At 43.7% G+C, this 14,822-nt stretch carries 13 protein-coding genes; 7 read left to right on the plus strand and 6 right to left on the minus strand.

Annotated features, from left to right (window positions below):
• Positions 1–33 precede the first annotated feature (33 nt).
• Complete coding sequence (locus L8S15_RS05580) at positions 34–930, minus strand: LysR family transcriptional regulator ArgP (RefSeq protein ID WP_010435702.1); 897 nt, start codon at positions 928–930, stop codon at positions 34–36.
• A gap of 142 nt (positions 931–1,072) precedes the next feature.
• Between L8S15_RS05580 and L8S15_RS05585 the strand changes: the two genes are divergently transcribed.
• Entirely contained in the window at positions 1,073–1,702 is a 630-nt protein-coding gene (locus L8S15_RS05585) for a LysE/ArgO family amino acid transporter (RefSeq protein WP_016768180.1), read from the plus strand.
• A 99-nt stretch (positions 1,703–1,801) separates the two neighbouring features.
• On the opposite strand, the gene mscS is transcribed toward L8S15_RS05585, so the two are convergent.
• The 5 genes from mscS to tkt all read right to left on the minus strand — a co-directional run bounded on the left by mscS (position 1,802) and on the right by tkt (position 8,865).
• The gene (mscS, locus tag L8S15_RS05590; protein ID WP_010435697.1) at positions 1,802–2,668 is read right to left on the minus strand and encodes a small-conductance mechanosensitive channel MscS; all 867 of its coding nucleotides are present in this window, start codon (positions 2,666–2,668) and stop codon (positions 1,802–1,804) included.
• Positions 2,669–3,044: 376 nt separating this feature from the next.
• Positions 3,045–4,121, minus strand: a complete 1,077-nt coding sequence (gene fbaA / locus L8S15_RS05595) for a class II fructose-bisphosphate aldolase (protein WP_010435694.1) — start codon at positions 4,119–4,121, stop codon at positions 3,045–3,047.
• Positions 4,122–4,276: 155 nt separating this feature from the next.
• The gene (locus L8S15_RS05600) at positions 4,277–5,440 is read right to left on the minus strand and encodes a phosphoglycerate kinase (protein ID WP_010435691.1); all 1,164 of its coding nucleotides are present in this window, start codon (positions 5,438–5,440) and stop codon (positions 4,277–4,279) included.
• A gap of 166 nt (positions 5,441–5,606) precedes the next feature.
• Positions 5,607–6,656, minus strand: coding sequence for an erythrose-4-phosphate dehydrogenase (epd, locus tag L8S15_RS05605; protein ID WP_010435688.1), 1,050 nt, complete (start codon positions 6,654–6,656; stop codon positions 5,607–5,609).
• Between the two features lie 214 nt (positions 6,657–6,870).
• Complete coding sequence (gene tkt, locus L8S15_RS05610) at positions 6,871–8,865, minus strand: transketolase (RefSeq protein ID WP_280572065.1); 1,995 nt, start codon at positions 8,863–8,865, stop codon at positions 6,871–6,873.
• A 389-nt stretch (positions 8,866–9,254) separates the two neighbouring features.
• Between tkt and metK the strand changes: the two genes are divergently transcribed.
• The 6 genes from metK to gshB all read left to right on the plus strand — a co-directional run bounded on the left by metK (position 9,255) and on the right by gshB (position 14,820).
• On the plus strand, positions 9,255–10,409 hold the full coding sequence (gene metK / locus L8S15_RS05615) for a methionine adenosyltransferase (RefSeq protein ID WP_010435682.1): 1,155 nt from the start codon (positions 9,255–9,257) through the stop codon (positions 10,407–10,409).
• A 369-nt stretch (positions 10,410–10,778) separates the two neighbouring features.
• On the plus strand, positions 10,779–11,576 hold the full coding sequence (locus L8S15_RS05620) for a DUF2189 domain-containing protein (protein ID WP_010435681.1): 798 nt from the start codon (positions 10,779–10,781) through the stop codon (positions 11,574–11,576).
• 79 nt (positions 11,577–11,655) lie between these two features.
• Positions 11,656–12,156 (plus strand): SprT family zinc-dependent metalloprotease, encoded by a 501-nt coding sequence (locus L8S15_RS05625; RefSeq protein ID WP_010435678.1) that lies wholly within the window; start codon positions 11,656–11,658, stop codon positions 12,154–12,156.
• A gap of 96 nt (positions 12,157–12,252) precedes the next feature.
• Positions 12,253–12,984 carry an endonuclease gene (locus L8S15_RS05630; protein WP_010435675.1) on the plus strand — a complete coding sequence of 244 codons (732 nt, stop codon included), beginning with the start codon at positions 12,253–12,255 and terminating at the stop codon, positions 12,982–12,984.
• Between the two features lie 144 nt (positions 12,985–13,128).
• Positions 13,129–13,860: a 16S rRNA (uracil(1498)-N(3))-methyltransferase gene (gene rsmE, locus L8S15_RS05635; protein WP_010435671.1), complete on the plus strand. Its 732-nt coding sequence runs from the start codon at positions 13,129–13,131 to the stop codon at positions 13,858–13,860.
• A gap of 9 nt (positions 13,861–13,869) precedes the next feature.
• Positions 13,870–14,820, plus strand: a complete 951-nt coding sequence (gshB, locus tag L8S15_RS05640) for a glutathione synthase (protein ID WP_004735482.1) — start codon at positions 13,870–13,872, stop codon at positions 14,818–14,820.
• Positions 14,821–14,822 lie beyond the last annotated feature (2 nt).

Consider the following 14,822-nt stretch of genomic DNA (forward strand, 5'->3'; position numbering starts at 1 on the left):
TAACACAACTTTGACGCTGCAAAAACCAACAGCTTACTGAGGTAAGTGATTGTGGGTATAGCTTAATATCGCTTGAGATATCTCTTTTAATACCCCGCTCTCTAGTTGCCAATGGTGCCAATAGATTCGATAAGACAACAAGAAGCCGGGAGTAATATCAATCAAAGCACCAGATTCCAACTCCTCAATAATTTGCAATCGAGGGATCAAGCAGTAAGCGACACCCGACAACGCCAAGCGAACAAATGCTTCTGAACTGCCAACCGTATGGTTTATCACACTGTCTCTCGGCACATTAAAATGATCATGCAAAAACTTCTTATGTAGATCATCGTATTGATCATAAGAAACAGCCGGAGCTTTACTGAGCGTTACGTAATTTACACCCTCAGAAAAATAGCGTTCATGGAAATCCGGACTAGATACACACACATAATCCATCCTACCCAGATAGTCTGCACTGCAGCCCGGAATCGCTTGGGACTCTAAACTGATCGCCCCTGCAACCTCACCGCTTTTAATCTTCTCAATGGTTCTCGATTCACCATGAATCGCAAGATTCAATTCAACCTGACGCGACGTCATTACATCCGATAATGCTGGTAACAACCAAGTTGCTAAGCTATCAGCGTTGGTTGCGATAGAGATCGATAATGGTTGAGAACCCTCTTCATTCATTAGCTCAGGTACAAGCTCATGCTCTAGTAAGCGAACTCGACGATATAAACCCAAAAGCTTTTTACCTGCCGGTGTCGGCCTTGGTGGATTTTCTCTCACTAAAGCCGGCTGTGCTATCCACTTTTCGAGCTGCTTGATACGCTGTGACACCGCTGATTGAGAAATATATAACTGCTCAGCGGCCCTTTCGAAACTGCGTTGTTTTACCACAGCATCGAGTGCTTCTATCCACTTATAGTCCAACCCACGCATCAACTTGCTTCCTTTTTAACCTAATCATCCTTTACATTAGCAACTCTAATAATAGATTAAAATCATTAATTATACTTATTCAAAGGGTCAGAGTATCTTCGCCATATAGCACATAAATATCGTTAAATAAGTGGAGGTTAAAATGAATTTTTGGGTTTTATTACAAGGTTTTGGTCTAGGGGCGAGCATGATCATCCCTATTGGCGCTCAAAATGCGTACGTCCTAAATCAAGGGATAAAGCGCAATCATCATTTAACGACAGCGACAATTTGTAGCCTGCTCGATACCTTATTTATCTCATTGGGTATTTTTGGCGGAGGAGCGATCCTTTCGCAAAATGAATTGTTGTTAACCTCTGTCACTTTGGGTGGTATTACCTTTCTAACGGTCTATGGGTTGTTATCACTACGTAGTGCATTTAGAACACGTACAAGTAATGAATCAAAGGGTGAGATACTGGCTCGTGGCAAGCGTACCGTTGTTTTAGGTGCGTTAGCGGTGACCGTGTTAAACCCGCACCTCTACTTGGATACCGTAGTGATTCTAGGTTCAATCGGTGGGCAATTTGAAGGTAATGACAGAATTGCGTTTGCTATGGGGACGATCTTGGCTTCATTCGTGTGGTTTTACTCATTGTCACTAGGCGCTGCAAAATTAGGCCCAACGCTATCTAAACCGAATGTTAAGAAAGGCATCGATATCGCAGTAGCGGCTATGATGTTTGCTATTGCGTTTGTACTTGCCAACGGACTAGTTGAACAATACGTGTAACCTGATTTCAAAACAAAACGTAGCCCACAAAAAAGGCGGATAACTTAAGTTATCCGCCTTTCTTTATAAAAGCTTATCGCTATAAAAACGAACTAGAGATTAAGCTTCTACTTTATTCATGTGTACATCCATTTGCGGGAATGGAATTTCGATGCCTTCATTATCCAAGCCTTCTTTGATTGCTTGCATCAGGTCGAAATAAACACTCCAGTAGTCAGCCGTGCTAACCCATGGACGAACTACGAAATTAACTGAAGAATCAGCAAGTGTATGAACACCAACTTGAACGCCAGGTTCTTTTAGTACACGCTCATCAGATTCACAGATCTTAGTCAGTAGCGCTTTTGTCTTCTGAAGATCAGCGTTGTAAGAAACACCAATCATTAGATCAATACGTCGCGTCGCATGACGAGAGTAGTTTGTGATTGGACTACCGATAACACTGCCGTTAGGTACTACAACCATTTTGTTGTCTGGCGTTGTTAGGATTGTTTGGAAGATTTGAATAGAATCAACCGAACCTGCTACACCACCAATCTCTACATAGTCACCTGACTTGAATGGACGGAATGCAACAATAAGTACACCGGCAGCAAAATTAGATAGCGAACCTTGTAGTGCAAGACCTACCGCTAAACCAGCAGCACCAATAACAGCGACCACAGATGCAGTTTGAACACCTAGACGACCAAGTGCAGCAATAAGAACAATAACAAACAACAAGTAACGAACTAAACCGTGGATAAACTCCACAACAGCTCGGTCCATTTTCTTCTTCTCAAGAACCTTGGACACGCTATTCGCTATTGCTTTAACGATGATGTTACCGATAAATAAAATTATCAGTGCAGAAATGATATTTACGCCATATTGGATAAATAGGTCTGAATTATTTGTTAACCACTGCTCAGCGTGAGACAAGCCGTCCACAAGTGGGGTTTCAATTGCTGTCGAACTATCAGCCATAATGTGCATCCTCTATATAATATGCTATGGGCTAAACTGCCTTAAGCCAAACTTACTCTACGATAACGAAAAAGATTAACCTCTGTTAAGTCATTGTGTTAAAAGTAAATTAAAGCCAAGTCCTTTTTATAAACTGAACCAAGTTCAGTTTTTCGGCACGATATCCTATCTTTGACAGATTGCAAAGTCATATTTATGTAAGCTTTTGAATTAATAAAACTTACTAATAAACACAAATACCGATAACTAAAAGACTACGAAATTTATTCACCGTAGGCTAGGTTTTTCACATATTTAATACAAGTTTTTATCAGACATAAAAAAACCCGCTCTATGAGCGGGTTTTAAAAACTTAAAGAGTACTTAATTCAAAGAATTATAGTACGTCTACAGCGTTAAGGTCAGCAAATGCTTTCTCTAGACGAGCAACCATTGAAGCTTGACCAGCACGTAGCCATACGCGTGGATCGTAGTACTTCTTGTTTGGAGCAGCTTCGCCAGTTGGGTTACCAATTTGACCTTGTAGGAAGTCGAAGTTGTCAGCAGAGTACTGACGGATACCATCCCAAGTTGCCCACTGTGTATCAGTATCGATGTTCATTTTGATAACACCGTAGCCGATAGACTCTTGGATTTCTGCTTCAGAAGAACCAGAACCACCGTGGAATACGAAGTTTAGAGCGTTAGGTGCAATACCGAACTTCTCTGCACAGTATGCTTGAGAGTCACGTAGGATAGTTGGAGTAAGTACAACGTTACCAGCTTGGTAAACACCGTGTACGTTACCGAAAGAAGCAGCGATAGTGAAACGTGGGCTAACAGCCATTAGTTTCTCGTATGCGTATGCTACGTCTTCTGGAGAAGTGTAAAGCTCAGATGCGTCCATATCAGAGTTATCAACGCCGTCTTCTTCACCACCAGTACAACCAAGTTCGATCTCGATTGTCATGTTCATTTTAGCCATGCGCTCTAGGTACTTAGCACATGTTTCGATGTTCTCTTCTAGAGACTCTTCAGAAAGGTCTAGCATGTGAGAAGAGAATAGAGGCTTACCAGTTTGTGCGAAGAACTCTTCACCAGCGTCTAGTAGACCGTCGATCCATGGAAGAAGTTTCTTAGCAGCGTGGTCAGTGTGCAGGATAACTGGAACACCGTAAGCTTCAGCTACAGCGTGTACATATTTTGCACCAGCTACAGCGCCAAGAACTTGTGCGCCTTGACCTTCAAGTTTAACGCCTTTACCTGCGAAGAATGCAGCGCCACCGTTAGAGAACTGAACAACTACTGGAGCTTTAACTTTAGCAGCTGCTTCTAGTACTGCGTTTACAGAGTCAGTACCAACAACGTTTACAGCAGGAAGAGCAAATTTGTTTTCTTTTGCTACTTCAAATACTTTCTGTACGTCATCGCCAGAAATCACACCAGGTTTTACAAAATCGAAGATCTTAGACATGGAAATAGTCCTATTTATTCTATCGTTTTAAGATTAAAAAACTTAAGTTCAAAAACTTGCAATCGTTTGCTCACAACTTGTGCCATTCTAGCAAAAAAGTGTGATATGCCGCAAACGTTAAAAGGCGAGATTCACATCTCGCCTTTCTGAATCAATTATGCTTTAGCACGCTCTTCAAGCATTGCTACTGCAGGAAGTACTTTACCTTCAACGAACTCAAGGAAAGCGCCACCACCAGTAGAGATGTAAGAAACGTCAGCTTTGATACCGAACTTGTCGATAGCTGCTAGCGTGTCACCACCACCGGCTACAGAGAAACCTGCAGATTCAGCGATTGCTTTAGAGATACCAGCAGTACCCGCTTCGAAGTTCTTAAATTCGAATACGCCTACAGGGCCGTTCCAAAGGATAGTTTTTGCATTGCCGATGATTTCAGCAAGAGCAGCCGTTGAATCTGGACCAAGGTCGAAAATCATGTCGTCGTCTTGAACTTCAGAAACGTGCTTGATTTCAGCTTCAGCGTTTTCATCGAAAGCTTTAGCACATGCAACGTCAGTTGCTACTGGAATAGCACACTCTTTCATTAGCTTCTTAGCTGTCTCAACTAGGTCTGCTTCGTATAGAGACTTACCTACGTTGTGGCCTTCAGCAGCGATGAACGTATTCGCGATACCACCACCAACAACAAGTTGGTCAGCAATTTTAGAAAGAGACTCTAGAACCGTTAGTTTAGTAGAAACTTTAGAACCACCAACGATAGCAACTAGTGGACGAGCCGGGTTGTCCATTGCTTTGCCAAGAGCTTCAAGTTCAGCAGCTAGAAGAGGACCAGCACATGCTACAGGTGCATAAGTACCAACACCGTGAGTAGAAGCTTGTGCACGGTGAGCTGTACCGAATGCATCCATTACAAAGATGTCACATAGTGCAGCGTACTGCTTAGAAAGTGCTTCTTCGTTTTTCTTCTCGCCTTTGTTAAAGCGAACGTTTTCAAGAACAACTAGTTCACCAGCGTTTAGCTCTAGGCCGTTAACGTAATCTTTCGCTAGCTTAACTTCGCAGTCTAGTGCGTCGTTTAGGTAGTTAACTACAGGTGCTAGAGAGAACTCTTCGTTGTATTCGCCTTCAGTAGGACGACCAAGGTGAGAAGTAACCATAACTTTTGCGCCAGCTTCTAGGCAAAGTTTGATAGTTGGTAGAGATGCAAGGATACGTGCATCTGAAGTTACTTTACCGTCTTTTACTGGTACGTTTAGGTCAGCACGAATAAATACGCGTTTACCTGCAAGTTCCAGGTCAGTCATCTTGATCACAGACATGTTTTGTCCTCTCAAATTTAAATAAATATAAAGTTTTGGAAACTCAGCAACCCTGCTAAGCCTATAAATTATTCAACTGGTAATTCTTTAACTACTCATAATATGTGGATACTTTGTATTTATTTCAAGCTAAAAAATAAATAATCCGCACATTTGCTTCTAGGTCTTACTTCTTGCCTTCAGAAGCTTGCATTGCAAGAACCGTATCCAGCATTCGGTTCGCAAAGCCCCATTCATTGTCACACCACACCAGCATTTTCACTAGGTGGCCGTTGCTCACTCGCGTTTGTGAACCATCAACAATTGCGCTATGGGGATCGTGATTAAAGTCGATGGAAACGAGCGGCGCTTCAGTATAGTCAACTATATTGTGTAATGTACACTGGGACGCATTAACAATGGTTTGATTTACGTCATTAACTTTCACATTTGTATTAATTGTGACACTTAAATCCATCGCAGTTACGTTTACCGTAGGCACACGCACAGATATCGCTTCGAACTTGTTAGAAAATTTCGGGAAGATCCTTTCAATACCTTTGTGCAATTTGGTATCAACAGGAATGATGGATTGGCTTGCAGCTCGAGTACGGCGAAGGTCGCTATGATATGCATCGATCACTTGTTGATCATTCATTGAAGAGTGAATAGTCGTGATGGTCCCAGACTCAATACCAAAAGCGTCATCAAGTACCTTGATGATAGGGACAATACAGTTAGTCGTGCATGAACCGTTGGAAACAATTCGATGGTCAGCTGTGATAGTGTCGTGATTCACACCGTAGATAATGGTGTTATCAAGGTCATTCGCACCAGGATGTGAAAATAGAACTTTTTTAGCCCCTGCAGCGATGTGCGCTAGGCCATCATCTCTACAACCGTAGACGCCAGTACAATCGAGAACAATATCGACCTCAAGGTCACGCCAAGGCAGCAGTTCAATATCAGCAAGATGTAAGATACGAATAGTATCAAACTCGCCTTTATCTTCTGCACCAATACCATGGTGGATATAGATGTGCTCTTGATCGTTGGAGATCTTCTTACCAAAGCGACCGTGACTGGTGTCGTATTGTAATAAGTGAGCCATAGCGTCAGGCTGAGCAAGCTCATTGACAGCTACCACTTTGATTTGTTGGCTTTTGCCACTTTCATAGACAGCGCGCAATACATTACGCCCTATTCGTCCAAATCCATTTATCGCGACTTTTAGCATAGTTCCGTACATCTAACCAAAATTTCGTGCAACAGATGATAACTGAATCCTACCCAAAAGGCATTACTTGAATACCTCAGTCTACTTAGGACAGGTTGATCTGCTACTTATAAAGATGAGTCTAGGAGAAAACAAATCCCAGATACAAAAAACCGAGCTCAGCGCTCGGTTTTTTCCTTCATTTAACTGTTAGCACAAGGCCATCAGTCAATGATTAAGCAAGAAGCTCTTTCGCTGTGTTTACTACATTTTCAGTAGTGAAACCGAACATCTTGAATAGCTCACCCGCTGGTGCAGATTCGCCGAACGTTGTCATACCGATGATCTTGCCACCGAAACCAACGTACTTGTACCAGAAGTCAGCGATGCCAGCTTCTACAGCGATACGTGCAGTTACGTCAGATGGAAGTACAGATTCGCGGTATTCAGCGTCTTGCTTATCGAATGCGTCAGTTGCAGGCATAGAGACTACGCGTACTGCTTTACCTTCAGCTGTTAGTTGTGCTGCTGCTTCAACAGCAAGCTCAACTTCAGAACCTGTAGCAATGATGATTAGCTCTGGCTTACCAGCACAATCTTTCAGGATGTAACCACCCTTAGCGATATTAGCTACTTGCTCTGCGTTACGATCTTGTTGTGCAAGGTTCTGACGAGAGAAGATTAAAGATGAAGGACCATCTTTACGCTCAATAGCCAGTTTCCAAGCAACTGCTGATTCAACTTGGTCACATGGACGCCATGTGCTCATATTTGGAGTCAGACGTAGAGAAGCGATCTGCTCAACCGGTTGGTGAGTCGGGCCATCTTCGCCAAGACCGATAGAATCGTGCGTGTAAACTTGGATGTTCTGAACTTTCATCAGAGCAGCCATACGCATTGCGTTACGCGCGTATTCCATGAACATTAGGAACGTTGCGCCGTAGGGTACGAAACCACCGTGCAGAGCGATACCGTTCATGATAGCCGTCATACCGAATTCACGTACACCGTAGTGGATGTAGTTACCTGAGAAGTCATTTGCTTCAAGAGACTTAGAACCAGACCACATAGTAAGGTTAGAAGGCGCAAGGTCAGCAGAGCCGCCCATGAATTCTGGTAGCATAGCACCGAACGCTTCTAGTGCGTTTTGGGATGCTTTACGTGAAGCGATGTTTGCAGGGTTAGCTTGAAGATCAGCAATGATTGCATTTGCTTTCTCTTCCCACTCAGCTGGAAGTTCGCCGTTAGTACGACGTTTGAATTCTGCTGCTAGCTCTGGGTAAGCCGCTGCGTATGCGTCAAACTTAGCATTCCACGCTGCTTCTTTCGCTGCGCCTGCTTCTTTCGCATTCCACTCAGCTGCGATATCTGCTGGGATTTCGAAAGGACCGTGTTCCCAACCAAGCGCTGCTTTAGTTGCTGTGATTTCATCTGCACCTAGTGGAGCACCGTGACAGTCGTGCGTACCCGCTTTGTTTGGAGAACCAAAACCGATGATAGTTTTAGTACAGATAAGTGTTGGACGAGGATCTGCTTTAGCCGCTTCAATTGCAGCATTGATAGCGTCAGCATCGTGACCATCAACAGCAGGGATTACATGCCAACCGTAAGCTTCAAAACGCTTAGGTGTATCGTCAGAGAACCAACCTTCAACTTCGCCATCAATAGAGATGCCGTTGTCATCCCAGAAAGCAACCAACTTACCAAGGCCTAGCGTACCCGCTAGAGAACATGCTTCGTGAGAGATACCTTCCATCAGACAACCATCACCCATGAATGCATAAGTGTAGTGGTCTACGATGTCGTGGCCTTCTTTGTTGAACTGTGCAGCCAGTGCTTTCTCAGCCATTGCCATACCAACAGCATTAGTGATGCCTTGACCTAGAGGGCCTGTCGTTGTTTCGATACCAGGAGCGTAACCGTACTCAGGGTGACCAGGCGTCTTAGAGTGCAGCTGACGGAAGTTCTTAAGGTCTTCAATTGAGAGCTCGTAACCTGCCAGATGAAGCAGAGAGTAAATCAACATTGAACCATGCCCGTTAGACAAGATAAAACGGTCGCGGTCAGCCCACTCTGGGTTTTCTGGGTTGTGGTTCAAGTGACCACGCCAAAGAACTTCAGCGATGTCAGCCATACCCATAGGTGCGCCAGGGTGGCCTGAATTTGCTTGTTGAACGCCATCCATGCTAAGTGCGCGAATTGCATTGGCTAGATCTTTACGAGAAGGCATGTCTGCTCCTGAGTACATAAGCGATTTAAAAAAGAGATTAATGCTAAAATTTTCATTCTTATTAGCGCGGGTATTCTCTCAAACGACTTTAGCGACTGCAAACGTTTTACTGGCATTTTAACAGTCATTTTTCGCAATTTTCGAACATTTACATCGCTTGGCAATGGCTTATCCCGACCGATACGCAAACGTTTAGTTATGACATATCATAAAAAAGAGCTTGTAATTCGACCGCTGGAATTTAGAATAGCCGTCTAGATGTAGAAACACCTACAAAATATACTGTATTTAATGGCAGCGCTTGCTAGCTTGCGATGCCTAAAATTATTTGCATTTAACTGTTTGCAACTAAAAACTAATTGCAACTAAAAACTAAAAGTGGAGCTCTCATGGCTAAGCACCTATTCACTTCTGAATCTGTTTCAGAAGGCCATCCAGATAAAATTGCAGACCAAATCTCTGATGCTGTTCTTGATGCCATCTTGGAACAAGATCCAAAAGCACGTGTTGCTTGTGAGACTTACGTAAAAACCGGCATGGTTATGGTTGGCGGTGAAGTAACAACGTCTGCATGGGTTGATATCGAAGAAATCACTCGTGAAACAGTACGTGAAATTGGTTACGTTCATTCTGATATGGGCTTTGACGCTGACTCTTGTGCCGTTCTAAACACAATTGGTAAGCAGTCTCCAGACATTAACCAAGGTGTCGATAAAGCAGACCCTAAAGAGCAAGGCGCTGGCGACCAAGGCATCATGTTTGGTTACGCGACTAACGAAACACCAATCCTAATGCCAGCTCCAATTACTTACTCTCATCTTCTTGTTAAGAAGCAAGCTGAAGTACGTAAGAGCGGCAAACTTGACTTCCTTCGCCCAGATGCGAAATCTCAAGTAACATTCCAGTACGACCAAGGTAAGATTGTTGGTATTGATGCTGTTGTTCTTTCTACTCAACACTGTGATTCAGTAACAACTCCGGATCTACGTGAAGCGGTAATGGAAGAGATCATCAAGCCAGTACTTCCTGCTGAATGGATCAACAAAGACACTAACTTCTTCATCAACCCAACAGGCCGTTTCGTAATCGGTGGCCCAATGGGTGACTGTGGTTTAACAGGTCGTAAGATCATTGTTGATACCTACGGCGGCGCAGCTCGCCACGGTGGCGGTGCATTCTCTGGTAAAGATCCATCGAAAGTTGACCGTTCTGCAGCTTACGCAGCGCGTTACGTTGCGAAAAACATCGTTGCTGCTGGTATGGCTGATCGTTGTGAGATTCAACTGTCTTACGCTATCGGTGTTGCAGATCCAACATCTATCATGGTTGAAACGTTTGGTACTGAGAAAGTCGCTCACGAAATCATTATTGAAGCGGTTCGTCAAAACTTCGACCTACGTCCATACGGTCTTCAAGAAATGCTGAACCTTCTTCAACCTATCTACAAGCAGACAGCTGCATACGGCCACTTCGGTCGTGAAGAGTTCCCTTGGGAAGCGACTGACAAAGCAGCAATCCTTGCCGACTTCGCCGGTCTAAAATAATTTAGCCACTGCGATTTGTTTCTTTAAAGCCCTTACTTGTTAGTAAGGGCTTTATTTTTATGTACTTATCTAACCCTTACTCTGCGTAACTCGCTCTACCTGCCTTCTTTACCGTTAACCACTTAGTATAAAAAGCCATTGATAATTTGTGTTTTCTAGTACTAATGACAATAGTTAAGGTAACTCCTAGCAGATCAAGCTCACATTTAACCCCAATGCAGTTAAGCCTAATATCAATAGTTAAGTGAACGCTAGAACAATAACTAGGACGATAACGAGCACTTTAGCTCAATCCCATAATGCTCATTTAAGCCACAATATTGAGCTCTATGGAATTATAACTAGGACGTTATTTAACTAGGGGGATCTATGCCTCGTACCGCGCACCCATCCGAACTGAACGATAAAAAACACAAGGTCAGCGATCAGGATTATGCTCGCACCATTCCTTGCAACCAAATCAGTATTTCTGCACCCTTTCATTGGTTGTCGCTTGCTCTGCATGACTTAGTGAGAATGCCATTAATCAGCGCGTTTTACGGGCTGTGCTTTATGGCTGCGGCAATCGCCATTGTTCAACTTGTCCAGTGGCAAGGAACGCACTTGGTCGTGATGCCAAGTTTGATCGTGTACATGTTGATAGGGCCATTTCTTGCTCTGGGCTTGTATGACGCTGCTTGGGAAAGAGAAAAAGGGCACAACGCTAGTCTATTGCACTCGATGAAAGCCATCACGCGTAATTCTACCCATCAATGGGCCTTTGCGATTGTATTAATGGTCGCGATGATATTCTGGATGCGTATCGCTGCGTTATTGCACGCACTCTACCCTTCAGTACAAGGCGCGCCATTGACCGAATTTGCTCCCTTTTTAATCACGGGTTCTGTGATTGGTTTTGTTATCGCAAGCCTAATATTCAGTATTTCTGCCTTTTCAATTCCATTGATGATGGAGAGACGTGTTGATGTCATGAGCGCTATTTTCACTAGCTTTAATGCCGTGAAATCGAACATCCCTGCAATGGTCGTGTGGGCGAGTATTATTTGTACCGGTATTCTGGTGGGCTTTGCAACCTACGGAATCGGAATGATCGTCACCATGCCGCTACTTGGCTATGGTACATGGCATGCTTATCATGAAATCATCAAAAAGAAACATCACGTATAAATCGTAGAGAGATCGACGAGCAGTGTTATTATGAGGCCTTAGCGTTAATGCTGAGGCCTTTTATTTGGAGTTAACTCGCTTGTCATACACCCCGCAACAACATCGAGCCAATAAGAAATTGGCGGAATGCTTAACCACCGCTAACCAACATTTCTCACGTGTATTTCCATGCCCGCTCATCACTTACAAGTTAAGAGGTAAGGCAGCAGGAAAAGCCTACTTGCAGCTGAATGAAATTAAGCTCAACCAAATACTTTTTACAGAAAATGAAGAAGCCTTTATCAACGAAGTGATCCCTCATGAAGTCGCACACCTGATCACACATCAAGTCTTTGGACGCGTTAGACCGCACGGCAATGAATGGAAGTACGTAATGGAAAAGGTATTTAACGTACCAGCCAAAACCACTCACAGCTTTGAAATCACCTCAGTACAAGGGAAAACCTTTGAGTACCAATGTGAGTGCACCACTTACCCGTTATCCATAAGGCGACACAATAAAGTACTTCGAAACCAATCGACCTACCGTTGCCAACTGTGCCAGCAAACCTTAGCTTTTACGGGGACTCAACTAAGCTAGTTAGGGGTTGATTAACTCAATAGAATAAATCTAATAGAGAGATCTAACATTTGAGTGCTAGACTGATGTTTATCATACTTTTATCAGTCTTTTTCTATGCAAAAAATCACCTTCAAAGCATTTGGCCTACCTGTGTCTTTTTACTTAACGATAGTATTTGGCCTACTGGTAACCCAAAGTGTTTTCGCGGCACCACCGAGCTCATTTTCCAAAGCAAAAAAAGAAGCAGTGAAGATTTATCTCGACCACCCGACCTCATTTTATTGTGGCTGTGACATTACTTGGAAAGACAAAAAGAAAGGTATTCCCGACCTTGATGGTTGTGGTTATCAAGTCAGAAAACAACAAAAGCGAGCGAGTAGAATTGAGTGGGAACATGTGGTCCCAGCTTGGCAGTTCGGCCACCAGCGTCAATGCTGGCAAGACGGCGGACGTAAGAACTGCACTCGAAATGACAAGATATTCAAATCGATGGAAGCCGATCTTCATAACCTGACACCTGCCATTGGCGAGGTTAACGGTGATCGATCCAATTACAATTTCAGTCAGTGGAATGGAATGGATGGCGTGAGCTATGGTCAGTGTGAAATGCAGGTCAACTTCAAACAGCGCAAAGTTATGCCACCGGACCGAGCAAAAGGATCTATCGCGCGAACTTATCTTTATATGAGCCAAGAATACGGTTTTAAACTATCTAAGCAGCAAACGAACCTGATGATGGCATGGAACAAGCAATTTCCCGTAAATAAATGGGAATGTACTCGTGATGAGCGAATCTATGCTATCCAAGGTAATCACAACCCATTTGTCTACCCTGCTTGTAACTAACTTCTACCACACAATCACCTCGAACAAACAAGAGTTTCAAAATTGCCTCTGAAACTCTTGCCCTACCCTTGTTTTTTCGACTAAAAGCATCCATGTTAGGCAGAGATAAAATACCCAAATGAACATATTTATAGGTTTACCAGCATGAGAATCCCTCGTATCCATCACCCAGAACGCATTCATCAGTTAGGTTCACTCGCTTTAGGCGAAGATGCCGCGGGTCATGTTGGTCGAGTCCTTCGCATGAAAGAAGGCCAAGAAGTGCTTCTATTTGATGGCAGCGGCGCTGAATTTCCAGCAACCATTGCAGAAGTATCAAAGAAGAATGTCACAGTTAATGTTACTGAACGTATCGAGCGTAGCAGCGAATCTCCGTTAGACTTGCATTTAGGCCAAGTGATTTCACGTGGTGATAAAATGGAGTTTACGATTCAGAAATCGGTTGAGCTTGGTGTCAACACCATTACCCCACTGATTTCAGAGCGCTGTGGCGTTAAGCTTGATACTAAACGCTTCGAGAAAAAGCTCGCGCAGTGGCAAAAGATTGCTATCGCAGCATGTGAACAATCAGGCCGTAATACGGTTCCAGTTATTCGCCCAATCATGCAACTTGAAGAGTGGTGCAGCGAACCGAGCGAAGCGTTAAAACTAAACCTGCATCCTCGTGCAAAATACTCAATCAATACCCTTCCAGAGCCGATCAGTAAGGTGCGCCTATTGATCGGTCCTGAAGGCGGACTGTCAGCTGAAGAAATCGGTATGACAGAACAATACAAATTTGAAGAGACGCTACTCGGCCCACGTGTACTTCGTACCGAGACAGCAGCTCTAACCGCAATTACTGCCTTACAAGTCCGTTTTGGCGATCTAGGCTAGGAGAAAAAAATGATCAAACTTGGCATCGTAATGGATCCAATTTCATCCATTAACATCAAAAAAGACTCTAGCTTTGCCATGATGCTTGAAGCTCAGCGTCGTGGTTACGAAATCCATTACATGGAAATGGATGATCTACATTTAGATCAAGGCGTAGCCATTGCTGACACTAAGGTTGTTGAACTAAAAGAAGATCCAAACGGCTGGTACGAATTCAAATCAGAACAGACTATCGCTCTCTCTGATTTAGATGCAGTACTGATGCGTAAAGATCCTCCGTTTGATACAGAATACATCTACGCAACTTACATTCTTGAGCGTGCTGAAGAGAACGGCGCACTGATCGTCAACAAGCCACAAAGCTTACGTGACTGTAACGAGAAGCTATTCACGGCTTGGTTCCCTGAACTGACACCAACCACTATCGTGACTCGTAAAGCTGAAAAAATTAAAGCATTCCGAGAAGAGCACGGTGATGTGATCTTAAAGCCACTTGATGGCATGGGTGGCGCGTCTATCTTCCGAGTAAAAGAGGGCGATCCAAACGTATCAGTGATCATTGAAACACTGACTAACCACGGTCAAAACTACGCTATGGCACAAACCTTTGTTCCAGACATCAGCAATGGTGACAAGCGTATTCTTGTGGTTGACGGTGAACCAATGCCTTACTGTCTAGCGCGTATTCCTGCAAAAGGGGAAACTCGAGGTAATCTTGCTGCTGGTGGTACAGGTGAAGCTCGCCCGCTGAGTGAAACAGACTGGGCTATCGCAAGAGCAGTTGCTCCAGCACTGAAAGAGAAAGGTTTAATCTTTGTAGGGCTTGATGTTATCGGTGACAAGCTGACTGAAATTAACGTGACTAGCCCTACTTGTATCCGTGAAATTGAAGCCGCTTTTGATATTTCAGTTACAGGTAAATTAATGGATGCAATTGAGCGTCGCGTTAACGCTAAATAGCC

The organism is Vibrio sp. S/42/10, from assembly GCF_029890535.1.
Classification (GTDB): domain Bacteria; phylum Pseudomonadota; class Gammaproteobacteria; order Enterobacterales; family Vibrionaceae; genus Vibrio; species Vibrio cyclitrophicus.